Here is a 24,554-nt window from a genome sequence, read left to right as displayed (position 1 = left end):
CATGGGGGCGTGAGCGTGATCATCGACATCACCGGCCTGCCGCCCGAGCGCATCGTCTTCGAGCCGTCGCCCCTCGCCGAGCTGGGCGTGGCGCTGCACGCGCTCGCCGAGCCCGGCCACCACCCGGGACTGCACGGCTGGGCGACCGCGACCGCCGCCGCGCTGAAGCCGGACCTGGCCGACCGGCTGCACGAGGCGAACTTCCTCTGGACGACCACCTTCTCGGACATCTTCATGCCGTACGCCGGCATCCGTGGCGGCGACGGCCGCACCGGCGCGACGCTCGCCGAGGAGCTGGACATGCTGGACCGGCTCGACGAGGACCGGTTCGTGGCCTCCGCGCTGGAGTTCACCTGCTCGACGCAGTACGCGGCCGGCGGCCCCGTACGCACCGAGCGGGCCCTGGAGCTGGCCGCCAACCGGGGCCCCAAGCAGCTGGACTTCACGCGCCGCCTGCTCGCCGACCCCGCCGGCGTACGCGCCTGGCTGCGCAGGCTCTTCGAGGACTGCGACCGGGCGTTCTTCGCGGACACCTGGCGCCGGGTCGCGCCCGCTCTCGCCTCCGACGCGCGGCACAAGACGGAGCTGCTGCGCCGCAAGGGCCTGCCCGAGACGCTGCGGGCGGTGTCGCCCGCCGTGTCCCTGGGGTTCTCCGAGGACGGCGGCCGGCAGCGCATCGAGGTGGACAAGCTGGCGGACGGCCGGACCACCGCCGCCGACCCGGTGGTCGGCGCGGGCGTGACGTTCGTGCCGTCCAGCTACGGCTGGCCCCACCTGATGGTGCTGCACGCCCCGGGCTGGCGCCCCGTCGTCCACTACCCGGTCGGCGCCCCGGAGCTGCCGAGCCCCGCCTCCGTGGAGCTGCTCCAGCTGCGCATGGACGCCCTGGCCCACCCCATGCGGATGCGGCTGTGCCGGCAGCTGGCGCGCGCCGCGTACACGACGGGCGAGCTGGCGGACACGTACGGCATCACCCCGCCGGAGGTCTCCCGCCACCTGGCCGTGCTCAAGAAGGCCTCCCTGGTCACCACCCGCCGGCGCGGCCGCTACGTCCTGCACCAGCTGGACGTCGCCGCGGTGGCCCGGATCGGCAGCGACTTCCTGGAAACGGTGCTGCGCTAGCACGGCGCCGGTCGGCGTTGCGGGCAACCGCCGCAGGGCCGCGCCCCCACCCGTTGTGGGCGCTCGGGTGGGGCGATGGGGGTCCCCCCTTCTCTCGTTCGCCCCCGGCGCGGTGCCGCTCGCGAGGCGGCCACGGCCGGTGGGTGGGGGCGGGGCCCCTCCGGGCTCACCTCCTCGAGGCCGGCGGCCTCGGGTACGGGAAAGGGAGCCGTGCCGGAGCCGCCAACCTCTGCGGGGGCGACCCTGCACGGCCCCACCCCGGCCGGACGCCGGGTGCGGGACGGTGGGTGGCGGGCACGGGTCAGACGCGGATGTGCCGCAGTCCCACCCCGATGCGCCGCAGCCGGTGCCTCAGCGGGCCGTCCGTGTTCGGAGCGAGCCGCAGCCCCGCCGAGGCGGCGATCCGGTCCGCGACCTCCGGGACGGTCAGCCGGTCCGTACGGAGGTGCTCGGCGAACCGGGGGCCGGCCTGCCGCTCCAGGCACTCGTCCAGCTTGCGCACCGCGAAGCTCTCGCGCTTCAGCCCGCGCCCCAGGCCGCGCTCGGTCAGCCGGCGCAGCACCGTCTCGCGCTCCGCCAGCAGCGCGACGTGGTGGACCCGATGGCCCGCCGCCCGCAGCCGGCCGACGATCTCGTCGAAGTACGCCGGGTCCGTGAGCGTCATCGGGGCGATGACCGGCCCGTCCTCGTACCGCCGCAGCGTCAGGTCGAGCACCTCGTACACGCCCTGCCGCCAGGCCGGGAAGTCCTGGAAATCGCCGCGCAGGGCCCTCGGCGTCATCCTGTGCAGCCCGAAGCCGACTTCCTCCGGGTCGCAGACGACCGCGCCCGGCAGGCGGCGCAGGAGCTCGTACGCGGTCTGGGTCTTGCCGCCCCCGAACGGGCCGTTGATCCAGAGCAGCACCGTCTCAGAGCCCCGCGCCCCCGGCCCGCACCAGGCCCGTCTCGTACGCCAGGACCACCACCTGCACGCGGTCCCGCAGCGCCAGCTTGGTGAGGATGCGGCCCACATGGGTCTTGACCGTGGCCTCGGAGAGGACGAGCCGGGCCGCGATCTCGCCGTTCGACAGGCCCTGGGCGACCAGCATCATGACCTCGCGCTCCCGCTCGGTCAGCTTCTCCAGCGTCTTGTTGCGCGGCTCCTTGCCGGTGGCCGGGAGCATCGGGGAGAAGCGGTCCAGGAGCCGCCGGGTCGTGGACGGCGCGACGACCGCGTCGCCGCTGTGCACGGCGCGGATCGCGCTGAGCAGTTCGCCCGGCGGCACGTCCTTCAGCATGAAGCCGCTGGCGCCGGCCTTCAGCCCCGAGAACGCGTACTCGTCCAGGTCGAAGGTGGTGAGGATGAGGACCTTGGGGGCGTCGGGTGCGGCACAGATGCGGCGGGTGGCCTCCACGCCGTCGAGCCTGGGCATGCGTACGTCCATCAGGACCACGTCCACGGCCGTGGCGCGGAGGACCTCGATGGCCTCGGCCCCGTCGCCCGCCTCCGCGACGACCTCCATGTCCGGCTGGGCGGCGAGCACCATGCGGAAACCGGTGCGCAGCAGCACCTGGTCGTCGACGAGCATCACACGGATCGACATGAAACGGGTCCTTAAGGATCGTCAGTGGGCGGGCTTGAGGGGGAGCAGGGCGCTGATCCGGAAGCCGCCGCCGGGCCGCGGCCCGGCGTCCAGGGTGCCGCCGACCATACCGACGCGTTCCCGCATGCCGATCAGGCCGTGGCCGCGGCCGTCGGCGCCGCCGTCCTCGTACAGCTCGTGCGCCGCGCCCCGGCCGTCGTCCTCGACGAGCAGGCCGAGACCGTCGTCGAAGTACACCAGCCGCACGCTCGCCCCGGCGTCCGGGCCGCCGTGCTTGCGGGTGTTGGTCAGCGCCTCCTGGACGATGCGGTACGCGGTGAGCTCCACACCGCTGGGCAGGGGGCGCGCGGTGCCCTCGACCTTGAAGTCGACGGTCAGGCCCGCGGCCCGGACCTGTGCGACCAGGTCCTCGATCTGCTGGACGTCGGGCTGCGGCACGTAGTCCTCGGAGTCCTGCGGCTCCCCGGTGCGGAGGATGCCGAGCAGCCGGCGCATCTCGGCGAGGGCCTGGCGGCCGGTGGTGGAGATGGTCTCCAGGGCCTGTCTGGCCTGGTCGGGGGAGGTGTCGAGGACGTAGGCGGCGCCGTCGGCCTGGACGACCATGACGGAGACGTTGTGGGCGACGACGTCGTGCAGCTCGCGCGCGATGCGGGCGCGCTCGGCGGCGACGGCGACCTTGGCCTGGGCCTCGCGTTCCCGCTCCAGGCGGGAGGCGCGCTCCTCCAGCTGGGCGAAGTAGGCGCGGCGGGTGCGCATGGAGTCGCCGAGCACCCAGGCGAGGACGAACGGCACGGTCATCACGACGGTGAAGAAGATCTTGCCGGCGGTGGAGACGTTCTCGACGGGCCAGCGCAGCTGGGCGAGCGGTGCCGCGGCCACGCCGCCGACGAGCGCGAGGCGGGACGCCCAGCGCGGGCCGTCGCTCTGCGCGGCGACCGTGTAGATGACGACGAGCATCGCGAAGTCGGCCGGGTTCGTTGCGATGTCGAGTGCGAGCTGCGCGGCCCCGAGGGCCCCGGCGAGCAGCAGCGTCTTCTCGGGCGCGCGGCGGCGCAGCGCGACGGCGAGGCAGAGCAGCAGGACGATCCCGGCGGCCGCGAGGCGGGGCTCGGCGCCGACGGGGACCTGGGCCACCCACAGCATGGAGAACCCCAGGAGCACCACAGCCCAGAAACTGTCGACGCCCGTGGGGTGTCTGCGGATGAAGTCGTAGAGGCGCTGCACGTAACCCAGCGTAGGGAAACCTGATAGGTGCAGGGGTCAACCGGAGGGCCGATCCAGGGGGCGGAGGCGTACTCCGCAAGGTGGAGACTGGTGCCCGTGAATGATGAGACGTGTCAATGGCGCGGCTGGCGGGCGGCCACGGAGGCGGCTCTGTACGGGCCTGACGGCTTCTACCTGCGCCCCGAGGGACCGGCGGGGCACTTCCGTACGTCCGTGCACGCCTCGCCGCTGTTCGCGGAGGCGGTGGCCCGGCTGCTCGCGGAGGTGGCGGAGGGGCTGGGCGGCCCGGACGAGATCGCGCTGGTCGACGTGGGTGCGGGGCGCGGCGAGCTGTTGACGGGGGTGCTGGCGGCCGCCCCGGCGGGTCTTCGGGTACGGGCGTACGCCGTCGAACGCGCCGCCCGGCCCGAGGGCCTCGACCCGCGCATCACGTGGGCGGCCGAGCCCCCGGCCGGGGTGCGCGGGCTGCTGTTCGCGAACGAGTGGCTGGACAACGTCCCGGTGGACGTGGCGCAGGCCGACGAGTCGGGCACGCCCCGGTACGTGGAGGTCGCGCCCGACGGCACCGAACGGCTCGGCGCCCCTGTGGCGGGCGCGGACGCCGCGTGGCTGGCCCGCTGGTGGCCGCTGCGGGAGCCGGGCGAGCGCGCCGAGATCGGCCTGCCCCGCGACGAGGCGTGGGCGCGGGCGGTGTCGTCCCTGTCGGCGGGCCTGGCGGTGGCGGTCGACTACGCCCACGTGGCGGGGGCCCGCCCCCCGTTCGGCACCCTGACGGGCTTCCGCGCCGGCCGCGAGGTCCCCCCGGCCCCGGACGGCACGTGTGACATCACGTCCCACGTGGCCCTGGACGCCTGCGCGGCAGCCGGCGCCACAGCCGCAGCCACCCCCCACCCCACGAACGCCGGCGCCCAGGGCGGCGGCGGGGGCGCCCCGGGCGGCGGGGGCGGTCCGGTGGGCGGCGGGGGCCTGCTCCCGTACGGGAGCGAGCTGATTACGCAGCGGGAAGCGTTGCGGCGGCTCGGGGTGAGCGGGGGGCGGCCGGCTCTCGACATGGCCCGGACGGACCCCGCCGGATACGTACGGGCTCTCGCGCGGGCCGGGGAGGCCACCGAGCTGACCGCGCGCGGCGGGCTCGGGGACTTCACCTGGCTGCTGCAGCGCGTGCCCGGGGAGGGATACTGTCCGGCATGACGGAGACCACGGTCGGCATCGGCGGTGCCGCGGAAAGCACCGACATGGTGCTGAACATCGGACCCCAGCACCCCTCCACGCACGGCGTGCTGCGCCTCCGCCTCGTCCTGGACGGGGAGGTGATCCGGCACGCCGAGCCGGTCGTCGGCTATATGCACCGCGGCGCGGAGAAGCTCTTCGAGGCGCGCGACTACCGCCAGATCATCATGCTGGCCAACCGCCACGACTGGCTGTCGGCGTTCTCCAACGAGCTCGGTGTCGTCATGGCCGTCGAGCGGATGCTCGGCATGGAGGTCCCGGAGCGGGCCGTGTGGACCCGCACGCTCCTCGCCGAGCTGAACCGGGTCCTGAACCACCTGATGTTCCTCGGCTCGTACCCCCTCGAACTGGGCGGTATCACCCCGATCTTCCACGCCTTCCGGGAGCGGGAGGACCTCCAGCACGTCATGGAGGAGGTCTCCGGCGGCCGGATGCACTACATGTTCAACCGGGTCGGCGGCCTCAAGGAGGACCTGCCGGCCGGCTGGCTCGGCCGCGCCCGCGACGCGGTCGCCGAGGTCCGTTCCCGGATGGACGTCTACGACCGGCTCGTCCTCGGCAACGAGATCTTCCGCGGCCGCACCCGCGGCGTCGGCGTCCTGTCGCCGGAGATCGTCCACGCGTACGGGGTCAGCGGCCCGATCGCCCGCGCCTCGGGCGTCGACTTCGACCTGCGCCGCGACGAGCCGTACCTGGCGTACGGGGAGCTCCAGGACGCCCTGGAGGTCGTCACCCGCACCGAGGGCGACTGCCTGGCGCGCTTCGAGTGCCTGCTGGGGCAGACCCACAACTCGCTGGACCTCGCGGACGCCTGCCTGGACCGGATCGCCGAACTGCCGCCCGGTCCGATCAACCAGCGGCTGCCGAAGGTCCTCAAGGCGCCCGAGGGCCACACGTACGCCTGGACCGAGAACCCGCTCGGCCTCAACGGCTACTACCTGGTCTCCAAGGGCGACAAGACCCCTTACCGCCTCAAGCTGCGCTCGGCGTCCTACAACAACATCCAGGCGCTGGTCGAACTGCTGCCCGGCACGCTCGTCGCGGACATGGTGGCGATCCTGGGGTCGTTCTTCTTCGTCGTCGGCGACATCGACAAGTAGCCCGCGGCCGGTCAGGACACGGCGTCGCGCCGCAGCTCCACCACGTCGAGCTGCTCGGTCTCGTCGTGCGCGGTCAGGTCGATGACCTTGCCGACCGCGCGGTCCTCCCTGCGCCGTACGGCCAGGGCCTCCTCGCCCACGACGTCCGCGAGGTCCTCGTGCTGCACGGCTTCGATGGCGGCGGGGGACTTCTTCGTACCGAAGAAGTCGAAGCCGCCCTGGAGGCGCGGCGCCGGGCGGCGCGGTGCGGTGTACGGCACGACGGCGGCGGCCGGCGGGACCGGGCGCATCGCGGACGCGCCGGTGACGAAGGGGGCGGCGGACGACGGGGGGGCGTGCTGCTGCCGCTCGACGGCCGCCGCGTGCTTCCCCTGCGGCTCGTCCGCCTGACCGGCCCGCTCGGCCAGGTCGCGGCGCCGGGCCTCCTCGGTGGTACGCCTGGCCTCCTGGACCGCGGCGTTGCGCGTGAGGTTCTCCAGCGCCTTGGCGGCCTGGAGGTACGCGGCCGGCGTGGGCGTGGAACTCGCGGCGGCCAGCGCCCGGGTGGGCGCGGCGGCCTCCAGGGCGAGCTGCCGACGGCCTTCCAGGGCGCTGGCGCGCTCGGTCTCGGCGGTGGCGTACCGCCGCAGCAGCTCGGCGTGCTCACCCCGCAGCGCGGCCAGTTCGACCCGCTTGGCGCGCAGTTTGGCGTCGAGCTTGGCGCGCAGCTCGCGGGATTCCTCCAGGTCGCTCTCCAGCTCGGCTATGCGCTCCTCGGTACGCCACTGGTCACCGGCCCGGGCCCGGGTCAGTTCGGCGACCCGGCGGCCGGCGGCGCGGTCCCAACTGCGCATCAGGACCGAGCCGGTGACGGCCGCCGCGGCCGCGGCGGCGGCCAGGAAGCGCAGCACCAGCGGATCGGCGAGGAGCCAGGCGCCGCCGGCGCACACAACGGCCGCTCCGGCTACCGCGGAAGGGGGCAGAAGTTTGTGCAGGGGTGGGGAATGGCGGTGGCGTCCACGTGGCATGGCCTGAAATTTACCGTGCGTAGGTGTCGTATGGGGGGCCGCCCCGGCAATGTTTCGGCCCTGTGATCCGAACCGTGTTCGGACGGCTTCCGGAACCGGGCCGGCGCCCCCCTGCGCCCTTACTTCTTGATCAGCCCCTTGGACTCCAGGTAAGCCCTCGCCACGTCCGCCGGCTTTGCCCGATCGGCGTCGACCTTCCTGTTCAACTCCACCAGGTCCTCGGTCGTCAGCGCCTTGGTGATCTTGTTGAGAGCCGCGGCTATCTCCGCCGAACCCGCGTCCTTCGCATTCACGACCGGCAGCACATTGTCGGCGTTCTGCAGCTTCTTGTCGTCCTCCAGCAGCACCAGCCCGAAGTTGTCCAGGGTCGCGTCGGTCGTCGTGGTCAGGACGAGCTGGTCGACGCCGTCCTTCACGGCCTGCTTGGCCTGGGGCGTGCCCACGCCCTTGGGATCGATGCCCGTCACATCGATGCCGTACGTCTTCTTCAGCCCGGGCGCGCAGAACGGCCGTATCGCGCACTCGTCACCGGCCGCGATCCTGACCTTCAGCTTGGACGCGCCGAGATCCGAAAGCGTCCTGAGCTTGTTCTTCCCGGCGAATTCCCGGGTGACCGCGAACGCGTTCTGATCGACCGCCGAACCCGCCGGGAGCACCTTCAGACCGCGCGGTCCTGCGAGCTTCTCCAACGCCGTTACGGTGGCGGTGACATCGCTGGACGCGACCGGCTTCTCCTCGACCGCCTTGGGACCGTTCACCTTGGCGTTCAGGAATTCCGCAAGCGTAGCCGCGTATTCCGGTACGACGTCGATGTCGCCCTTCTCCAGGGACGGTTCGTAGAGCTCGCGGTTCTCCACGGTCTTGATGGACGTGGAGTATCCGGCGTCCTTCAGTACCTGTGCGTACAGCTCCGCCAGTACGTTGGCCTCGGTGAAGCCCGCCGAGCCGACGACCAGCGTCCCCTTGGTACCGCCGCCGCCCGGCGAGCTGTCCGAACCGCCCCGCTCCTCCAGGCTCTGGCCGCCGCCGCACGCGGCCAGCCCGCCGGTGAGTGCCACCACGCCCAGCACCGCACCCGCCATGCTCGAAATCCTGCTCATCACGTTCTCCGTCCGGTCCAGCTGTCCAGTCGTTCGGCTTCGGTCAGTGGGCGCGCCGGGTCGCCCGCATGGGGTCGAGCACCCGGCCCGCCAGCACCAGCAGGCCCTCGGCCAGCAGGGCGAGCGCACCGACCACCAGCGCCCCGGCGACCACCTGCGGGGTGTTGTTGGTGTTGAAGCCGGCGGTGATGATCCGGCCCAGCCCGCCCTCGCCCGCCATCGCGGCGAGCGTCGCGGTGGCGATCACCTGCACGGTCGCCGACCGCAGACCTGTCATCACCATCGGGTACGCGAGGGGCAGCTCCACCCGGCGGAACACCTGGCCGCCCGACATCCCCATCCCACGCGCCGCCTCGACCACCGCCCGGTCCACCTCGCGCATCCCCACGTACGCGTTGGTGAGCAGCGGCGGCACGGCGAACAGCACCAGCGCGATGATCGTCGGCAGGTCGCCGTGCCTGCCGAGCGGGGTGAGCGTCAGCAGCACCAGCACCGCCAGCGTGGGCACCGCGCGCCCTGCGTTGGAGATGTTGACGGCGAGCGCGCCGCCCCGGCCGATGTGGCCGAGCCACAGCGCGAGCGGCAGGGCGATCAGGCACGCGACCGCCAGGCACACGCCGCTGAACCACAGGTGCTCGGCCAGCCGGTTCCCCACGCCGCTCTCGCCCTGCCAGTTCGCCCCGGTCGTCAGCCACGTCCAGGCATCGGCCACCGCGCCCATCGCTCATCCCGCCTTGCGTATGCGTATGCGTGTGCCGGGTATTCGCGTCCCGGGCGTACGCGTCCCGGGCGTACGGGCCCCGGGCGTACGGGCCCCGGGCGTACGGGCCCCGGGCGTACGGGCCCCGGGCGTACGGGCCCCGGGCGTACGGGTCCACGGCGTCAGGAGCCGCTGCAGCCAGAGCAGCAGCAGGTCGGCCGTGACCGCGAGCAGCACGCACAGCACCGACGCGGTCAGCACCTGCGCCTTGAAGAAGCTCTTCAGCCCCGTCGCGATGAGGGTGCCCAGACCGCCGTAGTCCACCAGCGCGCCCACCGTCGTCAGGGCGACCGTCGACACCGTCGCCATCCGCACGCCCGCCATCACCGCCGGTACGGCCAGCGGCAGTTCGACCTCCCACAGCAGCCGCCCCGGCCCGTACCCCATCCCGCGCGCCGCCTCCCGGGCCTCCTCGGGCACCGCGGCGAGCCCGGCCAGGATGTTGCGTACCAGAATGGTCAGCGAGTACAGCACCAGCCCGGTCACCACCAGGGCGGCCGACAGGCCGAAGAACGGCAGCAGCAGCGAGAACATCGCCAGCGACGGAATCGCGTACAGCACGGTCGTCAAGCCCAGCACCGGCGCCGCCAGCCGCGGCCGGGCGCGCACCAGCAGCGCCAGCGGAAAGGCCACGGCCACTCCGATCAGCACCGACACGGCAGTGATCCACACATGCTGGACCGTGGCCTCGGTCAACTCCTGGGCGCGGGAGCGGACATACTCCCCGCAGATCCAGTCGTTGGCCGCCAGGCACCCCTCGCCGACCACCCGCCCCCACCTCCTCCCCCGTCAGCGTCCGAGCCGGTGTTCGACCCGACAACGACCCTAACCTCCACCACTGACAATCACCGATCGTCACCACAGCCCGGAAACACGGCCTTCACACGCCGCGCGACCCCGCCGGGGCCGCCACCGGCCACAATGGGAGCCATGATCCGATTCGAGCGCGTCACCAAGCGGTACGCGGACGGCACGACCGCCGTCGACGACCTGTCGTTCGAGGTGGCCGAGGGCGAACTGGTCACACTTGTCGGGCCGTCCGGCTGCGGCAAGACCACCACGATGAAGATGGTCAACCGGCTGATCGAGCCGACCGAGGGCCGGATATTCGTCGACGGCCAGGACATCGCGGACGCCGACCCCGTCCAGCTGCGCCGCCGGATCGGCTATGTCATCCAGCAGGTCGGTCTCTTCCCTCACAAGACGGTCCTGGAGAACACCGCGACCGTCCCCCACCTGCTCGGCGTCAAACGTGCCACGGCCCGCGCCCGTGCCGCCGAACTCCTCGACCTCGTCGGCCTCGACCCGTCCGTCCACGGCGACCGCTACCCCGAGCAGCTCTCCGGCGGCCAGCGCCAGCGCGTCGGCGTCGCCCGCGCCCTGGCCGCCGACCCGCCCGTCCTGCTGATGGACGAGCCGTTCGGCGCGGTCGACCCGGTCGTACGCGAGCACCTGCAGAGCGAGTTCCTCAAGCTCCAGTCGGAGGTGCGCAAGACGGTCCTGTTCGTCACCCACGACATCGAGGAGGCCGTCCGGCTCGGCGACCGCATCGCCGTCTACGGGCAGGGCAGGATCGAGCAGTTCGACGCGCCGGCCACCGTGCTGGGCGCGCCCGCCACCCCGTACGTCGCCGACTTCGTCGGCGCGGACCGCGGCCTCAAGCGGCTGTCCGTCACGCCCATCGAGGAGAGCGACCTCGAACAGCCGCCGGTCGTCCACCTGGACGACGCGCTGCCCCGCGAGCTCGGCTCGCGCTGGGCCGTCGTCCTGGACCGCGACGACAACCTGCACGGCTGGATCTCCGCCGAGCAGGCCGCCCGCTCCACCGGGACCGTGGGCGACCACGCCCGCCGCATGGAGGCGTGGCTTCCGGTCGGCGCCACGCTGAAGCAGGCCTTCGCGACCATGCTCCAGCACGACGCGGGCTGGATCGCCGTCATCGACCGCGGTGAGAGGGGACGTTTCCTCGGCGTGCTGACCCCGGCCCGGCTGCACGAGGCGCTGCGCCGCTCGATCGACGCGGACACGCGGGACATCGCCCGTACCGAAGTGGACGTCCAGACGGTCGGCTGAGTCATCAGGCCGCGCTGAGCCGGCCGCTCATCCACACCAGCGCCGGCGGGATCTCCCGGTTCCAGGTGTTGAAGTTGTGCCCGCCGCTGTCGAGGGTGATCGACGAGACGCGCGCGGGCGACTTCACCTTCTTGATGAAGGAGAGGGTTCCCTTGAGGTTCCCCTCACCCTTGCGGGAGGTGGTGACGAGGAACGACGACTGGCCCTGCGGCAGGTTGTCCAGGCTCCACAGCAGGTTGGCCCGGTTGCGCAGGCGCTGGTCACCGTGGAAGAGGTCGCCGGTCGTCATGTCCTCGGCGGCCTTGTAGTACGCGGACAGGCCCGCGCCGGCGGCGTACTGCTCCGGGTGGTGCATCGCGATCTTCAGCGCGCAGTAACCGCCGGTCGAGTTGCCGATGAAGCCCCAGTTCCGGGGTGCGGTGCCGACGCGGTACGTCTCGGAGACCGCCTTGGGCAGGTCCTTGGCGAAGAAGGTCTCCGTCTGCGGGCCGCCCGGGATGTCGACGCACTCCGTGTCGCGCGGCGGGGCCACGGTCGGCCGCATCATCACCAGGATCATCGGCTGCATCTTCTTCTCCTTGGCCTGCTCATAGGCCGTACGCGGGTACTTCAGCCCCTTCAGCAGGTTCTCGGCGGTGCCCGGGTAGCCGGTCAGCACGACGGCGGCGGGGAAGGTCTTCTTCGCGTACGCCGGCTGAAAGTACTCCGGCGGCAGATAGACGTACGCCGGGCTGTCGATCTTCGACGTCTCCCCGGCGACGACGACCTTCTGGACCTGTCCGCCGACCGCCGGGCGACCGCCGGGCACCCCCTCGATCTTCTGCTTGCCGACGACCTTGATGTCCTTGCTCCCCGCCGAGTGGTCGACGACCACACCCAGCTCCTGTTCCTGCCCGAAGAGATCGGCCCAGGAGCCGTAGAAGAGGAAGTAGTTGTTGGCCGCGAGTCCGACGGAGGCGAACAGCGCCACCTGGGTCGCCAGCAGCAGGCCGATCCTGCCGAGCACCGGCCGCCAGCCGCCGCGCGCCAGCCGGGGCCACCACCAGACGGTGACGGCGAACAGCAGCACGGCCAGGAGGGCGGCCAGCGCCAGAACTTTGTTGCTGGTGAGACCCATGAGTCGTTCAAGCCTTCTTCGTCGAGATTTTCCGGGAAGGGAGTGAACCCGCCCCCCACAAGCCCCGTCCTAGAGAGCGCGAATCGTCCGGGCCGGACGGAATCAGTTCCGGCCGAAGGGACACAACGAATCTTTGCGGAGCCTTGGGAAGCGATGTCTGTCACGGTAGATGGGGATAAGTCAGGATCGGTTCCGAGTCGGATACGCCGTGTCCTGCACGGGCCACGCGCCGAGAAGGTGCCCTCCCTGGTCGGTACGGCGTGCACGATCATCGGTCTGATCGACATCGCCGCCGGGGTGTTCCCGCGCTTCCGCGCCAGCCGGATGCACGCCGTCGCCGAGGTGCTGCCCGGCACCCTGGGGCCGCTGTCCGCGGCGCTCTCCCTCAGCGTCGGCGTCCTGCTGCTCCTCCTCGCCCACGGGCTCAAGCGCCACAAGCGCCGCGCCTGGCGTGCCGCGGTGGTCCTGCTGCCGGCCGGCGCCGTGGCGCAGTTCGTCTACCGCCACTCCGTCATCGGGGTGCTCTTCTCGCTGCTGCTCCTGGCGCTGCTGCTGCGCCACCGCGGTGAGTTCGCGGCCCTGCCCGACCCGCGCAGCCGCTGGAAGGCGCTCGCCAACTTCGTCCTCATGGGCGCCGGTTCCATCGCGCTCGGCCTGGTCATCGTCAGCGCCCACCCCGGGAGGGTCGTCGGCAGCCCCGGCCTGAGCGACCGCCTGGAGCACGTCCTGTACGGCCTGTTCGGCATCGAGGGCCCGGTCGGGTACCGCGGCGGCGTCGACTGGACCGTCGGCTACTCGCTCGGCGCCCTCGGCCTCCTGACCGCCATCACCACCATCTACCTCGCCTTCCGCCCCGAGCACCCGGTCGCCCGGCTCACCGAGGACGACGAGACCCGGCTGCGCGCCCTGCTGGACAAGCACGGCGGCCGGGACTCGCTCGGCCACTTCGCGCTCCGCCGCGACAAGGGCGTCGTCTTCTCCCCCAGCGGCAAGGCCGCCATCTGCTACCGCGTCGTCTCCGGTGTGATGCTCGCCAGCGGCGACCCGATCGGTGACGTCGAGGCCTGGCCCGGCGCCATCGAGCGGTTCATGGACGAGGCCAAGGCCCACTCCTGGACGCCCGCCGTCATGGGCTGCTCCGAGACCGGCGGTGAGGTCTGGACCCGCGAGACCGGCCTGGACGCGCTGGAGCTGGGCGACGAGGCGGTGGTGGACGTCGCGGATTTCTCCCTGACCGGGCGCGCCATGCGCAACGTGCGCCAGATGGTCAAGCGCATCGAGCGCAATGGGTACACGACCCGCGTCCGGCGCGCCCGTGACCTCTCGGACGGCGAGCTGGAGCGGATCCGGCGGGCCGCGGCCGACTGGCGGGGCACCGACACCGAGCGGGGCTTCTCCATGGCGCTGGGCCGGATCGGCGACCCGGCGGACGGTGACGCGGTCATCGCCACCGCCCACAAGGAGGACCCGGATTCCCCGTACGGCGACCTGAAGGCGATCATCCACTTCGTGCCGTGGGGGACGGACGGGATGTCGCTGGAGCTGATGCGCCGCGACCGCTCCGCCGACCCGGGCATGAACGAACTTCTCATCGTCGCCGCCCTCCAGGCCTCCCCCAAGCTGGGCATCGAGCGGGTCTCGCTGAACTTCGCGATGTTCCGCTCCGCCCTGGCACGCGGCGAGAAGCTGGGCGCCGGCCCGGTCCTCAGGGTCTGGCGCGGCCTGCTGGTGTTCCTCTCCCGCTGGTTCCAGATCGAGTCGCTGTACAAGTTCAACGCCAAGTTCCAGCCCCGCTGGGAGCCCCGCTTCGTCGTCTACCGCAACGCCCGTGACCTGCCGCGCATCGGTTTCGCCGCGATGCAGGCGGAGGGCTTCGTGAACGTGGAGCTGCCCCGCCCGTTCCGCCGCCGCGCCGCGGCCACCACCGGCCGCCCGTGCGCCCACATCACCCCCGCCCGCGGCGAGCACGAGGTCCGCGCCGCCTGAGCCGACGGCCGGATCCGGACCCCCTAGGCTGGACGCATGAGTACCTTGCGCGGACGGGGCACGGCCCGGGGCCTGCCCACGTTCGACCGCTGCGCGGTCATGGGCGTCGTCAATGTGACGCCCGACTCCTTCTCCGACGGCGGCCGCTGGTTCGACACCACGGCCGCCATCAAGCACGGCCTGGAGCTGGTCGCCCAGGGCGCGGACCTGGTGGACGTCGGCGGCGAGTCGACCCGCCCCGGCGCCACCCGGGTGGACGAGGAGGAGGAGCTGCGCCGGGTCGTCCCCGTCGTACGCGGCCTGTCGGCCGAAGGGGTCACCGTCTCGGTCGACACCATGCGCGCCTCGGTGGCCCGCCGTGCGGTCGAGGCCGGCGCGGTCCTGGTCAACGACGTGAGCGGCGGCCTCGCCGACCCCGACATGGTCCCCTCCGTCGCCGCCGCCGAGGTGCCGTTCGTGGTCATGCACTGGCGCGGCTTCAGCAAGGACATGAACAGCCTGGCCGTGTACGACGACGTCGTCGCCGAAGTCGTCGCCGAGCTCCGCACGCGCATGGAGGCGGTCGTCGAGGGCGGCATCGACCCGGAGCGGATCGTCATCGACCCGGGCCTGGGCTTCGCCAAGATGGCCCCGCACGACCTGGCCCTGGTGGCACACCTGGCCGACCTGCGGGCGCTCGGCCGCCCGCTGCTGGTCGCCGCCTCCCGCAAGAGGTTCCTCGGCCACGTCCTTGCCGGGGAGGGCGCCGCCCCGCCGCCCGCGCGGGAGCGGGACGCCGCCACCGCGGCGGTCTCGGCGATCGCGGCCCACGAGGGCGCCTGGGCGGTACGCGTCCACGAGGTGCGCGCGACGGCGGACGCGGTGCGGGTGGCCCGCGCCGTCGAGGGAGCCCGGTGAACGACGCGGCACGCGCCGACATCGAGGCGGTCGAGCTCGCCAACACCGCCTTCTACGAGGCGATGGAGCGCGGCGATTTCGAGGAGATCTCCGACCTCTGGCTGGACGAGTCGCGGGGCGAGATCTCCTGCGTCCACCCCGGCTGGCCGGTGCTCTCCGGGCGTGGCGAGGTACTCCGCTCGTACGCGCTGATCATGGCGAACACCGACTACATCCAGTTCTTCCTGACCGATGTGAAGGTGTCCCTGGCCGCCGACACGGCCCTGGTGACCTGCACGGAGAACATCCTCAGCGGCGGCCCCGCCGAGGACGGCGCCGACCTCGGGCCGCTGGTCGGGCAGCTGGTCGTCGCGACGAATGTGTTCCGCCGCACACCGGACGGGTGGCGGATCTGGTCGCACCACGGTTCACCCGTTCTGGCCGAAACCGGCGAGGAAGAGGCCGACGAGAACCCCTCCTGAGTGGGTAGGCGAGCGGCATGAGGAGACCGTGGGCAGGTCCTGTCAGTGCTCGCAGGTAGATTCGACTGGTGGCATCGCGCCGACCGCACCCGGCCGCGTGCCCGCCAGACCAACGACAGCAGGAGTGATTCGCGTGGATCGTGTCGCGCTGCGCGGCCTCAAGGCCCGCGGGCACCATGGCGTCTTCCCCCGGGAGCGCGAGGAAGGCCAGACGTTCATCGTGGACCTGGTGCTCGGCCTCGACACCCGGCCCGCGGCGGCCGACGACGACCTGGCGAAGACCGTGCACTACGGCGTTGTGGCGGAAGAGGTCGTGGACGTGGTGCAGGGGGAGCCGGTCGACCTGATCGAGACGCTCGCCGAGCGCATCGCCCAGCAGTGCCTCAAGCACGACGGCGTCCAGGAGGTGGAGGTGGTGGTCCACAAGCCGGACGCCCCGATCACCGTGCCCTTCGACGACGTGACCATCACCATCACCCGGAGCCGCGCATGAACAGGACGAAGAGCGACCCGACGGTACAGCCGGTGCCCGCCTCCGTGACGGAACAGGTCGACGCCGCCGACATCACGCTGTCCAACCCCAAACGGGCCGTGATCTCCCTCGGCTCCAACCTGGGCAACCGCCTGGAGACCCTCCAGGGCGCCATCGACGCGCTGGAGGACACTCCCGGCGTCCGGGTCAAGGCGGTCTCGCCGGTGTACGAGACGGAGCCCTGGGGTGTCGACCCCGGCTCCCAGCCGTCGTACCTCAACGCGGTCGTCGTCCTCAAGACCACGCTGCCGCCGGCGTCCCTGCTGGAGCGGGCCCACGCGGTGGAGGAGGCGTTCCACCGCGTGCGCGACGAGCGCTGGGGCGCGCGCACCATCGACGTCGACATCGTGGCGTACGCGGACGTCGTCTCCGACGACCCCGTCCTCACCCTCCCGCACCCCCGCGCCCATGAGCGGGCCTTCGTCCTGGCGCCGTGGCACGACGTGGAGCCGGAGGCACTGCTGCCGGGCGTGGGTGCGATCGCCGAGCTGCTCGGCGGCGTCGGCCGCGAGGGGGTCCTGCCGCGGGCGGACCTGGAACTGCGCCTGCCCGAGTAGCGTTGAGTGATCGGCAAGCACGGGCGACACAAGATGAAGGGCCCCCGGTGAAACAACTGCGGCTCAAGGTACTGGCCGGACTGTTCGCCGTCGCCGGCATCCTCTCGTGGGGCGGCGCCCGGCTGTGGGAGTCGTTCGGCACCCTGCCGAGCGTGCCGCTGGCCGCGCCGATCGTCCTCGCGGTCATCGCGGTCGTCCTGACCGCGACGGCCCTCTCGCTGCGCTCCCGGCTGCGCGCCCAGCGCGAGCGCCGCCCCGACGCCAAGGGCGTGGAACCGATGATGGCCGCCCGCGCGGTCGTGTTCGGCCAGGCGAGCGCCCTGGTCGCGGCGCTGGTGAGCGGCATGTACGGCGGCACGGGCGTCTACCTGCTCGGCTCTCTCGACATCCCGGCCCGCCGCGACCAGGCTATCTACGCCGGCTTCTCGGTGCTGGCGGGGATCGGCGTGATCGCGGCGGCGATCTTCCTGGAGCGGGTCTGCAAGCTCCCGGAGGACGACGACGAAACCACGGCCCGCGCGTAACCGCGACCTCGCCTGAGCCGGGCCAGGACATGACCGCGCCCCGGCCCGAGCGGCCCCCGACCCAGCGCGCCCGGCCCAGCGGCCCCGGCGCCGGCCCGGGCACGGGTACCCGGGCCGGGCGGCGGGCGGGACTACAGCAGCGTGCCGCCCGAGACCTCTGTCTCGGCGAGGACGGCCGAGAGGCGGTCGCGGACGTCCGGGGAGAGCCGCACATGCGCGGCGGCGAGGTTCTCCTGGATGTGGGCCGGGGTGCGGCTGCCCGGGATGGGGACGACGTGCTCGTCCTGGTGCAGCAGCCAGGCCAGGGCCAGCTGCGCCGGGGTGATGCCGAGCTCCTCGGCGATCCCGCGCACGGGGGCGAAGCGGTCGTTGTTGGCCTGGTGGTTCGCGGCGTCGAACCGGGGCATGTGCTGCCGGAAGTCGCCGTCCTCCACCTTGTCGACCTTGCCGGTCAGGAAGCCGGCGCCCAACGGCGACCAGGCGACGATGCCCACGCCCAGCTCGTGCGCCGCCGCCAGCAGCTCCTCGTCGACGTGGCGCCACATGGACCATTCGGTCTGGACGGCCGCCACGGGGTGCACGGCGTGCGCGACGCGCAGCTGCTCGGCGGTGACGTTGGAGAGGCCCAGGTGCCGGACCAGGCCCGCTTCGATGAGGCCGGCGACCGCGCCCACGGTGTCCTCCAGTGGCACCTGGGGGTCCGGGAAGTGCGGGTAGTACAGGTCGATCCGGTCGGTGCCCAGCTCCCGCAGGCTGGCCTCGGCGTACCCGCGCACATGCTTCGGGTCCGCGTTGACGGCCAGCTCGCCGAAGGCGTACCCGACCGGGAAGGGGTGCGGCTCGACGCCCTCGGGGAGCCGGAAACCGAACTTGGTGGCGATGACCACCTCGTCCCGCCGCGCGCCCAGCGCCCTGCCTATCAGCCGCTCGTTGTGGCCGTCCGCGCCATAGCCGTCCGACGTGTCGATGAGCGTCGCTCCGGCGTCCACCGCCGCGAGCAGCGCCCGCTCCGCACGTGCGTCGTCGATCTCTCCGTACACCCCGGGCGACAGCACCATCGCGCCGAAACCGAGAGCGGACACCTGGAGGCCACCGAGGCTGCGAACGGGTAGGGCCTTCGACTGCTCGTTCGTGATCGTCATGCCGTGAGTCTTGCGGCAGAACACACCCGCGTCCACCGCCTGTCCGGCATAAAAGACAAGCGGCCAAAGGGAGTTGACCCCTCCGGCCCGCTCACTCGGCCCGGCCCGCTCAGCCCGTCCGGCCCGCTCAGTCGGCCATGATGAGGCTCATCGCCTCCGCGCGGGTCGCGGGGTCCCTCAGCTGTCCGCGCACCGCCGACGTGATCGTCTTCGCGCCGGGCTTGCGGATGCCGCGCATCGACATGCACATGTGCTCGCACTCGATGACCACGATCACGCCCCGCGGCTCCAGGATCTTCATCAGGGAGTCGGCGACCTGGGTGGTGAGCCGTTCCTGCACCTGCGGGCGGCGCGCGTAGACATCCACGAGCCGTGCCAGCTTCGACAGGCCGGTGATCTTGCCGGTGGTCGAGGGGATGTACCCGACGTGGGCCACGCCCCGGAACGGCACCAGGTGGTGCTCGCAGGTGCTGAACACCTCGATGTCCTTCACCAGGACCATCTCGTCGTGCCCCAGGTCGAACGTCGTCGTCAGGACGTCCTCGGGCTCCTGCCACAGGCCCGCGAATATCTCCCTGTAGGCCCGGGCCACCCGCGCCGGCGTCTCCCGCAGGCCCTCTCGGTCAGGGTCCTCACCGACCGCGAGGAGGAGTTCCCGTACGGCGTTCTCGGCTCGCTTCTCGTCGAACTCGCCGATCGTGCCCTCGACGTCCAACGTCACCGGGTCGGTCATGTGTGCCTCGTTCCGTGTTTCCTGACCTGAGTACGCGCCCAACCGCGCACGCGAAAGCCGCGCCCCCCAGGCTAGAACCTGGGGGGCGCGGCTTTCATTCCGGGGCGGAGGGCCAACCGGGTCGATCAGCTCTCCGGACGCTCCTCCGGGACCGCCTCGGCCGCCGGGGCGGCCGGGTTGGTCTTGGTGACGTCGGTCGGCGTGGCGCCATTGGCGCCCGCCGCGCCGTTGGTCAGCGCCAGCTCCTTCGGGGAGAGCACCGGCGGCCGCGTCGACGGCGTACGCCGCGAGGAGCCGGTCCACGCCGGGCGGGCCGGGCGCTTGACGATCGGGGCGAAGATCTCGGCGATCTCCTCCTTGTTGAGCGTCTCCTTCTCCAGCAGCCTCAGGACCAGGTTGTCGAGGACGTCACGGTTCTCGACGAGGATCTCCCAGGCCTCGTTGTGCGCGGTCTCGATGAGCTTCTTGACCTCTTCGTCGACGAGCGCGGCGACCTCTTCCGAGTAGTCGCGCTGGTGCGCCATCTCCCGGCCCAGGAAGGGCTCGGTGTTGTCGCCGCCGAACTTGATCGCGCCGAGCCGCTCGGTCATGCCGTACTGCGTGACCATGGCCCGCGCGGTCGCGGTCGCCTTCTCGATGTCGTTGGCCGCACCCGTGGTCGGGTCGTGGAAGACAAGCTCCTCGGCCGCGCGTCCGCCCAGCATGTAGGCCAGCTGGTCGAGCATCTCGTTGCGCGTGGTGGAGTACTTGTCCTCGTCGGGCAGGACCATGGTGTAGCCCAGGGCACGGCCACGGGACAGGATGGTGATCTTGTGGACCGGGTCGGAGTTCGGGGACGCCGCCGCGACCAGGGCGTGACCGCCCTCGTGGTACGCGGTGATCTTCTTCTCCTTGTCCGACATGATCCGGGTCCGCTTCTGCGGGCCCGCGACCACCCGGTCGATCGCCTCGTCCAGGGAGTGGTTGTCGATCAGCTTCTTGTCGCTGCGCGCGGTGAGCAGCGCGGCTTCGTTCAGCACGTTCGACAGGTCGGCGCCGGTGAAGCCCGGCGTACGACGCGCCACGGCGGACAGGTCGACGTCCGGGGCGACCGGCTTGCCCTTCTGGTGGACCTTGAGGATCTCCAGACGGCCCTGCATGTCCGGGCGGTCGACGGCGATCTGCCGGTCGAAGCGGCCCGGGCGCAGCAGCGCCGGGTCGAGGATGTCCGGCCGGTTGGTGGCGGCGATCAGGATGACGCCGCCCTTGACGTCGAAGCCGTCCATCTCGACGAGCAGCTGGTTGAGGGTCTGCTCGCGCTCGTCGTGGCCACCGCCGAGACCCGCGCCGCGGTGCCGGCCGACGGCGTCGATCTCGTCGACGAAGACGATCGCCGGGGCGTTCGCCTTGGCCTGCTCGAAGAGGTCACGGACACGGGAGGCACCGACACCGACGAACATCTCGACGAAGTCGGAACCGGAGATCGAGTAGAACGGCACGCCCGCCTCGCCGGCGACGGCGCGCGCGAGCAGCGTCTTGCCGGTGCCGGGCGGGCCGTACAGCAGCACGCCCTTGGGGATCTTGGCCCCGACGGCCTGGAACTTCGCCGGCTCCTGGAGGAACTCCTTGATCTCCTGGAGCTCCTCGACGGCCTCGTCCGACCCCGCCACATCGGCGAAGGTCGTCTTCGGGGTGTCCTTGGTGATCAGCTTGGCCTTGGACTTCCCGAAGTTCATCACCCGGGAGCCGCCGCCCTGCATCTGATTCATCAGGAACAGGAAGACCACGACGATCAGCACGAAGGGGAGCAGCGAGAGCAGCACCGAGACGATGGCGCTCTGCTTGGTCGGCGAGACGGTGTAGCCCTTGTCGATGTCGCCGGCTTCGTACTTCTTCTGCAGCGTGGCGGCGAGGTCGGAGCCCTGCGTGCCGATGTAGCTCGCCTGGATCTTGTCGCTGCCCTTGACCTTCTGGCCGTCCTTGAGATCGACCTTGATCATCTGTTCGTCGCCGGTGGTCAGCTTGACCTGGTCGACCTGGTTCTTGTCGATCGCCTGGACGACCTCGCCGGTGTCCACCGTCTTGTAGCCACCGGACGAGCCGACGACCTGCATCAACACGACCACGGCGAGGACGGCCAGCACGATCCACATGACCGGCCCACGGAAGTATCGCTTCACGTCCATCCATACGGAGCGATGACGCCCCGTCCCTCCTGCCCGTAGGTAAATGCTGCTATGAGAAAAGACTGTTCTTCGGACGGTACCCCAGCATTGTCACCCGCGACCGCCTTCCCATGCTCCAACGGCGGGAGGGCGGTCAGGGTTCCCCGGGGGCCCGGCGGGTGCCCGGGGTCGTTCAGCCGCCGTAGACGTGCGGCGCGAGCGTGCCGACGAACGGCAGGTTGCGGTACTTCTCCGCGTAGTCCAGGCCGTAGCCGACCACGAACTCGTTGGGGATGTCGAAGCCGATCCACTTCACGTCGATCGCGACCTTCGCCGCCTCCGGCTTGCGCAGCAGGGTGCAGACCTCCAGGGAGGCCGGCTCGCGCGAGCCGAGGTTCGACAGCAGCCACGACAGCGTCAGGCCGGAGTCGATGATGTCCTCGACGATCAGGACGTGCTTGCCCTTGATGTCGGTGTCCAGGTCCTTGAGGATCCGGACGACACCGGAGGACTGGGTGCCCGCGCCGTACGACGAGACGGCCATCCAGTCCATCGTGACGGGGGTGGACAGCGCACGCGCCAGGTCCGCCATCACCATGACGGCGCCCTTGAGGACACCCACGATGAGGAGGTCCTTGCCCGCGTACTCAGCGTCGATCTTCGCGGCGAGCTCCGCCAGCTTCGCGTCGATCTCTTCCTTGGTGATGAGCACCGACTTGAGGTCGGTGCCCATGTCTTTCTCGTTCACCCGGGTCACTTTCGTTGCAGCCTGCGTCAGCCTTGCCGAATGACCAGTCTGCCACCCTGGCGGCGTGCCACGACGCGGCCGGGCAGATTGATGGCTCCCTGACCGCGCCAGCTGGTGATCAGCCGGTCCAGTTCCTCGACGTGCCGGGCGAACAGGGAGCCGGCGGGGGCTCCCTCGGCGATGGCCGCGCGGCGCAGTACGCGGCGGCGGACGGCGGGCGGCAGGGCGTAGAGCTTGGCGCACTCCAGCAGGCCCGCCTCGTCCCGTACGGTCGGGTCGACGTCGGCGGCCCAGGCGTCCAGGGCGTCGGCGTCGTCGCGGCACAGCTGGGCCGTCCGGGCGAGGGCCTCCACGACGCCCTTGCCGAGGGACTTCTCCAGGGCGGGCAGGCCCTCGTGGCGCAGCCGGGACCGGGTGTAGGCGGGGTCGGCGTTCATCGGGTCGTCCCAGACGGGCAGGGACTGGACCATGCAGGCCTTGCGGGCGGTCTGCCGGTCGAGCTGGAGGAACGGGCGCCGGTAGCGGTCGGCGGTGCCGGAGACGGCGGCCATGCCGGACAGGGAGCGGATGCCGGAGCCGCGGGCGAGGCCGAGGAGCACCGTCTCGGCCTGGTCGTCGCGGGTGTGGCCGAGCAGCACGGCGGCGGCGCCGAGACGCTCGGCGGCCTCGTCCAGCGCCGCGTACCGGGCGTCGCGGGCGGCCGCTTCGGGGCCGCCGTCCCGGCCGACGGTCACGGAGATGGCCTCCACGGGGTCGAGGTTCATCGCGACGAGGCGGGTCGCGACCTCGGCGGCGCGGAGGTCCGAGCCGGGCTGGAGGCCGTGGTCGACGGTGATGCCGCCGGCGCGGACGTCGAGCTTGCGGGCTTCGAAGGCGAGGGCGGAGGCGAGCGCCATGGAGTCGGCGCCGCCGGAGCAGGCCACCAGGACGAGCGGCGGCTGCGGGCCCTGCTGGGGCCGCGGGGGCTCGCCGGTGGGTGCGTGTTCGGTTGTCCCGGTCGTGGCGCGCGCGGCCGGGGGGTGCTGGGGAGCGGCGTGCGCGGCCGGGGGGAGCGCTGGGGTGGTGTGCTCGGTGAGTACGTCGTGGAGTACGCGGCGGACCGCCAGGCGTATCGCCGCGACCGCAGGATGGGGACCCATGTCCGGTGCCCTTCGTGTGAAGTTGGGGGGTGCCTCGGTCGGAGTCTTAACGGCCGAAGCGGGGGGTTCGGTCACTCAGAGTGCGTCGATGGTGACAGAACTCGGCCGTTACCCGAGCATCGCACGCCCACCCACTGCCCACGGTCCCTCGGATGGGTGATTGGAGGGGCGTTCTCCTGCCGTCGGCCGGTTTGGACTCCTCATTCTGCTTTACGGTGCACCCGCGCGACCCAGTCCGCCGGTTTGGCGATCTCCGCCTTGGTGGGGAGGGTGTTCGGAGAGGTCCACACCCGGTTGAAGCCGGCCATGCCGACCTCCTCGACGACCGCGCGCACGAACCGCTCGCCGTCCCGGTACTGGCGCAGCTTGGCGTCCAGGCCCAGGAGCTTGCGCAGTGCCTGGTCCAGGCGGGAGGCGCCCTTCGCCCTGCGCTGCTGGAACTTCTCGCGGATCTCCGCCACCGACGGCACGACCTGCGGGCCGACGCCGTCCATCACGTAATCCGCGTGCCCTTCGAGCAGTGACATCACGGCGGTGAGGCGGCCGAGGATCTCCCGCTGCTCGGGTGTCTGGACCAGTTCGACCAGCGAGCGGCCGCCCTCGTCCTCCTCGCCCTCGGGGCGGGCGCCGGTCAGGGCCTGGGCGGCCTCGCGCAGCCGTTCCAGGACGGTCATCGGGTCCATGTCGGTGGCGCCGAGGAATGACTGGATCTCGCCCTGGAGGTGGTCGCGCAGCCAGGGCACGGCCGTGAACTGGGTGCGGTGCGTCTCCTCGTGGAGGCTCACCCAGAGCCGGAAGTCGTGCGGGGCGACGTCCAGCTCCCGCTCCACGTGGACGATGTTGGGCGCGACGAGCAGGAGCCTGCCGCCGCCGTTCTCCCCGGCCGGGAGCTCGCGGGTGGCGGGGGCGAACGTCTCGTACTGCCCGAGCACCCTGGAGGCCAGGAACGACAGCAGCATGCCCAGCTCGACGCCGGTCACCTTGCCGCCGACCGCGCCGAGCACGGCGCCGCCGGGGCTGCCGGAGCGGCGCTCCTGCATCTTCTCCAGCAGCGGCTTGAGCAGTTCGCGGAAACCGGCGACGTTCGCCCTGATCCAGCCGGCCCGGTCGACGACCAGGACGGGGGTGTCCTCCGGTTCGTGCCCCTCGGGGATCATCCGGGTGAACGCCCGGACGTGCTCCTCGGACGCCTTGGCGTGCCGCCGCAGCTCGGCGACCACCGCGCGGGCCTCCTCGCGGCTCACCTCGGGCCCGGGGCGTACCAGTCGGGTCGCGGTCGCGACCGCGAGGTTCCAGTCGACCATCTCGGCACCACCGATGCTCGTCATGCGTCAACCGTACGTGCTCGGCGCCGGATCGGGTCAGGGTGCGGCGC

At 71.9% G+C, this 24,554-nt stretch carries 24 protein-coding genes; 10 read left to right on the top strand and 14 right to left on the bottom strand.

The window, feature by feature from the left end; translation table 11 throughout:
• The first annotated feature begins 15 nt into the window (after positions 1-15).
• A complete protein-coding gene (locus AMK26_RS25410) occupies positions 16-1,122 on the top strand; it encodes a DUF5937 family protein (RefSeq protein WP_073757127.1) in 1,107 nt (368 codons plus the stop codon).
• 301 nt (positions 1,123-1,423) lie between these two features.
• Here the strand turns inward: AMK26_RS25410 and AMK26_RS25405 are convergent, their stop codons facing one another.
• The 3 genes from AMK26_RS25405 to AMK26_RS25395 are packed head-to-tail and all read right to left on the bottom strand — an operon-like array spanning position 1,424 to position 3,929.
• Positions 1,424-2,026: an AAA family ATPase gene (locus AMK26_RS25405; RefSeq protein WP_073756994.1), complete on the bottom strand. Its 603-nt coding sequence runs from the start codon at positions 2,024-2,026 to the stop codon at positions 1,424-1,426.
• Positions 2,027-2,030: 4 nt separating this feature from the next.
• Positions 2,031-2,705 carry a response regulator gene (locus tag AMK26_RS25400; protein ID WP_073756993.1) on the bottom strand — a complete coding sequence of 225 codons (675 nt, stop codon included), beginning with the start codon at positions 2,703-2,705 and terminating at the stop codon, positions 2,031-2,033.
• Positions 2,706-2,726: 21 nt separating this feature from the next.
• A complete protein-coding gene (locus AMK26_RS25395; RefSeq protein ID WP_107421039.1) occupies positions 2,727-3,929 on the bottom strand; it encodes a sensor histidine kinase in 1,203 nt (400 codons plus the stop codon).
• Positions 3,930-4,025: 96 nt separating this feature from the next.
• On the opposite strand from AMK26_RS25395, the gene AMK26_RS25390 reads away from it, so the two are divergent.
• Together AMK26_RS25390 and AMK26_RS25385 are read left to right on the top strand one after the other, a co-directional pair.
• Positions 4,026-5,120 carry an SAM-dependent methyltransferase gene (locus AMK26_RS25390; protein ID WP_241838055.1) on the top strand — a complete coding sequence of 365 codons (1,095 nt, stop codon included), beginning with the start codon at positions 4,026-4,028 and terminating at the stop codon, positions 5,118-5,120.
• Complete coding sequence (locus AMK26_RS25385) at positions 5,117-6,259, top strand: NADH-quinone oxidoreductase subunit D (protein WP_073756992.1); 1,143 nt, start codon at positions 5,117-5,119, stop codon at positions 6,257-6,259. Before AMK26_RS25390 ends, AMK26_RS25385 begins: the two co-directional genes overlap by 4 nt.
• Positions 6,260-6,270: 11 nt before the next feature.
• On the opposite strand, the gene AMK26_RS25380 is transcribed toward AMK26_RS25385, so the two are convergent.
• The 4 genes from AMK26_RS25380 to AMK26_RS25365 form a co-directional block, all read right to left on the bottom strand.
• Positions 6,271-7,266 carry a hypothetical protein gene (locus AMK26_RS25380; protein ID WP_073756991.1) on the bottom strand — a complete coding sequence of 332 codons (996 nt, stop codon included), beginning with the start codon at positions 7,264-7,266 and terminating at the stop codon, positions 6,271-6,273.
• A gap of 119 nt (positions 7,267-7,385) precedes the next feature.
• Positions 7,386-8,366, bottom strand: coding sequence for an ABC transporter substrate-binding protein (locus AMK26_RS25375; protein ID WP_073756990.1), 981 nt, complete (start codon positions 8,364-8,366; stop codon positions 7,386-7,388).
• A gap of 43 nt (positions 8,367-8,409) precedes the next feature.
• On the bottom strand, positions 8,410-9,087 hold the full coding sequence (locus AMK26_RS25370; protein WP_073756989.1) for an ABC transporter permease: 678 nt from the start codon (positions 9,085-9,087) through the stop codon (positions 8,410-8,412).
• Between the two features lie 3 nt (positions 9,088-9,090).
• Positions 9,091-9,894 carry an ABC transporter permease subunit gene (locus tag AMK26_RS25365; protein ID WP_073756988.1) on the bottom strand — a complete coding sequence of 268 codons (804 nt, stop codon included), beginning with the start codon at positions 9,892-9,894 and terminating at the stop codon, positions 9,091-9,093.
• Positions 9,895-10,056: 162 nt separating this feature from the next.
• Here AMK26_RS25365 and AMK26_RS25360 point away from each other — a divergent pair, with 162 nt between their 5' ends.
• Positions 10,057-11,199 (top strand): ABC transporter ATP-binding protein, encoded by a 1,143-nt coding sequence (locus tag AMK26_RS25360; RefSeq protein WP_073756987.1) that lies wholly within the window; start codon positions 10,057-10,059, stop codon positions 11,197-11,199.
• 4 nt (positions 11,200-11,203) lie between these two features.
• Here AMK26_RS25360 and AMK26_RS25355 read toward each other — a convergent pair whose 3' ends face one another.
• Positions 11,204-12,316 carry an alpha/beta hydrolase gene (locus tag AMK26_RS25355; RefSeq protein WP_073756986.1) on the bottom strand — a complete coding sequence of 371 codons (1,113 nt, stop codon included), beginning with the start codon at positions 12,314-12,316 and terminating at the stop codon, positions 11,204-11,206.
• Between the two features lie 153 nt (positions 12,317-12,469).
• On the opposite strand from AMK26_RS25355, the gene AMK26_RS25350 reads away from it, so the two are divergent.
• The 6 genes from AMK26_RS25350 (at position 12,470) to AMK26_RS25325 (ending at position 17,273) form a co-directional block, all read left to right on the top strand.
• Positions 12,470-14,302, top strand: a complete 1,833-nt coding sequence (locus AMK26_RS25350; RefSeq protein WP_073756985.1) for a phosphatidylglycerol lysyltransferase domain-containing protein — start codon at positions 12,470-12,472, stop codon at positions 14,300-14,302.
• A 36-nt stretch (positions 14,303-14,338) separates the two neighbouring features.
• Positions 14,339-15,199, top strand: a complete 861-nt coding sequence (folP, locus tag AMK26_RS25345; protein WP_073756984.1) for a dihydropteroate synthase — start codon at positions 14,339-14,341, stop codon at positions 15,197-15,199.
• Positions 15,196-15,660, top strand: coding sequence for a nuclear transport factor 2 family protein (locus AMK26_RS25340; RefSeq protein WP_073756983.1), 465 nt, complete (start codon positions 15,196-15,198; stop codon positions 15,658-15,660). The genes folP and AMK26_RS25340 overlap by 4 nt, the downstream gene beginning before the upstream one ends.
• Before the next feature lie 133 nt (positions 15,661-15,793).
• A complete protein-coding gene (folB, locus tag AMK26_RS25335; RefSeq protein ID WP_064067363.1) occupies positions 15,794-16,153 on the top strand; it encodes a dihydroneopterin aldolase in 360 nt (119 codons plus the stop codon).
• A complete protein-coding gene (folK, locus tag AMK26_RS25330; protein ID WP_073756982.1) occupies positions 16,150-16,749 on the top strand; it encodes a 2-amino-4-hydroxy-6-hydroxymethyldihydropteridine diphosphokinase in 600 nt (199 codons plus the stop codon). Before folB ends, folK begins: the two co-directional genes overlap by 4 nt.
• Before the next feature lie 47 nt (positions 16,750-16,796).
• A complete protein-coding gene (locus tag AMK26_RS25325) occupies positions 16,797-17,273 on the top strand; it encodes a DUF3180 domain-containing protein (RefSeq protein WP_073756981.1) in 477 nt (158 codons plus the stop codon).
• Between the two features lie 131 nt (positions 17,274-17,404).
• On the opposite strand, the gene AMK26_RS25320 is transcribed toward AMK26_RS25325, so the two are convergent.
• The 6 genes from AMK26_RS25320 to AMK26_RS25295 form a co-directional block, all read right to left on the bottom strand.
• Positions 17,405-18,415, bottom strand: a complete 1,011-nt coding sequence (locus tag AMK26_RS25320) for an aldo/keto reductase (protein WP_073757124.1) — start codon at positions 18,413-18,415, stop codon at positions 17,405-17,407.
• A gap of 127 nt (positions 18,416-18,542) precedes the next feature.
• Complete coding sequence (folE, locus tag AMK26_RS25315) at positions 18,543-19,148, bottom strand: GTP cyclohydrolase I FolE (protein WP_073756980.1); 606 nt, start codon at positions 19,146-19,148, stop codon at positions 18,543-18,545.
• A 125-nt stretch (positions 19,149-19,273) separates the two neighbouring features.
• On the bottom strand, positions 19,274-21,313 hold the full coding sequence (ftsH, locus tag AMK26_RS25310) for an ATP-dependent zinc metalloprotease FtsH (RefSeq protein ID WP_073756979.1): 2,040 nt from the start codon (positions 21,311-21,313) through the stop codon (positions 19,274-19,276).
• A 172-nt stretch (positions 21,314-21,485) separates the two neighbouring features.
• A complete protein-coding gene (gene hpt / locus AMK26_RS25305) occupies positions 21,486-22,025 on the bottom strand; it encodes a hypoxanthine phosphoribosyltransferase (RefSeq protein ID WP_064067358.1) in 540 nt (179 codons plus the stop codon).
• 41 nt (positions 22,026-22,066) lie between these two features.
• Positions 22,067-23,179, bottom strand: coding sequence for a tRNA lysidine(34) synthetase TilS (gene tilS, locus AMK26_RS25300; protein WP_073756978.1), 1,113 nt, complete (start codon positions 23,177-23,179; stop codon positions 22,067-22,069).
• A gap of 200 nt (positions 23,180-23,379) precedes the next feature.
• Positions 23,380-24,507, bottom strand: a complete 1,128-nt coding sequence (locus AMK26_RS25295) for a zinc-dependent metalloprotease (RefSeq protein WP_073756977.1) — start codon at positions 24,505-24,507, stop codon at positions 23,380-23,382.
• Positions 24,508-24,554 lie beyond the last annotated feature (47 nt).

This window comes from Streptomyces sp. CB03234, assembly GCF_001905885.1.
Classification (GTDB): domain Bacteria; phylum Actinomycetota; class Actinomycetes; order Streptomycetales; family Streptomycetaceae; genus Streptomyces.
The sequence above is the reverse complement of the archived record's forward strand: the minus strand, read 5'-3'. Positions and strand labels throughout refer to the sequence as shown.

Excerpts from the sequence above, each read along its gene's own strand:
- ftsH (WP_073756979.1), bottom strand. The coding sequence starts at position 21,313 with ATGGACGTGAAGCGATACTTCCGTGGGCCGGTCATGTGGATCGTGCTG.
- AMK26_RS25350 (WP_073756985.1), top strand. The coding sequence starts at position 12,470 with ATGTCTGTCACGGTAGATGGGGATAAGTCAGGATCGGTTCCGAGTCGG.
- folK (WP_073756982.1), top strand. The coding sequence starts at position 16,150 with ATGAACAGGACGAAGAGCGACCCGACGGTACAGCCGGTGCCCGCCTCC.
- AMK26_RS25320 (WP_073757124.1), bottom strand. The coding sequence starts at position 18,415 with ATGACGATCACGAACGAGCAGTCGAAGGCCCTACCCGTTCGCAGCCTC.
- AMK26_RS25375 (WP_073756990.1), bottom strand. The coding sequence starts at position 8,366 with ATGAGCAGGATTTCGAGCATGGCGGGTGCGGTGCTGGGCGTGGTGGCA.
- AMK26_RS25380 (WP_073756991.1), bottom strand. The coding sequence starts at position 7,266 with ATGCCACGTGGACGCCACCGCCATTCCCCACCCCTGCACAAACTTCTG.
- AMK26_RS25295 (WP_073756977.1), bottom strand. The coding sequence starts at position 24,507 with ATGACGAGCATCGGTGGTGCCGAGATGGTCGACTGGAACCTCGCGGTC.
- AMK26_RS25360 (WP_073756987.1), top strand. The coding sequence starts at position 10,057 with ATGATCCGATTCGAGCGCGTCACCAAGCGGTACGCGGACGGCACGACC.
- folP (WP_073756984.1), top strand. The coding sequence starts at position 14,339 with ATGAGTACCTTGCGCGGACGGGGCACGGCCCGGGGCCTGCCCACGTTC.
- hpt (WP_064067358.1), bottom strand. The coding sequence starts at position 22,025 with ATGGGCACCGACCTCAAGTCGGTGCTCATCACCAAGGAAGAGATCGAC.
- AMK26_RS25370 (WP_073756989.1), bottom strand. The coding sequence starts at position 9,087 with ATGGGCGCGGTGGCCGATGCCTGGACGTGGCTGACGACCGGGGCGAAC.
- AMK26_RS25385 (WP_073756992.1), top strand. The coding sequence starts at position 5,117 with ATGACGGAGACCACGGTCGGCATCGGCGGTGCCGCGGAAAGCACCGAC.
- AMK26_RS25355 (WP_073756986.1), bottom strand. The coding sequence starts at position 12,316 with ATGGGTCTCACCAGCAACAAAGTTCTGGCGCTGGCCGCCCTCCTGGCC.
- tilS (WP_073756978.1), bottom strand. The coding sequence starts at position 23,179 with ATGGGTCCCCATCCTGCGGTCGCGGCGATACGCCTGGCGGTCCGCCGC.
- folE (WP_073756980.1), bottom strand. The coding sequence starts at position 19,148 with ATGACCGACCCGGTGACGTTGGACGTCGAGGGCACGATCGGCGAGTTC.
- AMK26_RS25400 (WP_073756993.1), bottom strand. The coding sequence starts at position 2,705 with ATGTCGATCCGTGTGATGCTCGTCGACGACCAGGTGCTGCTGCGCACC.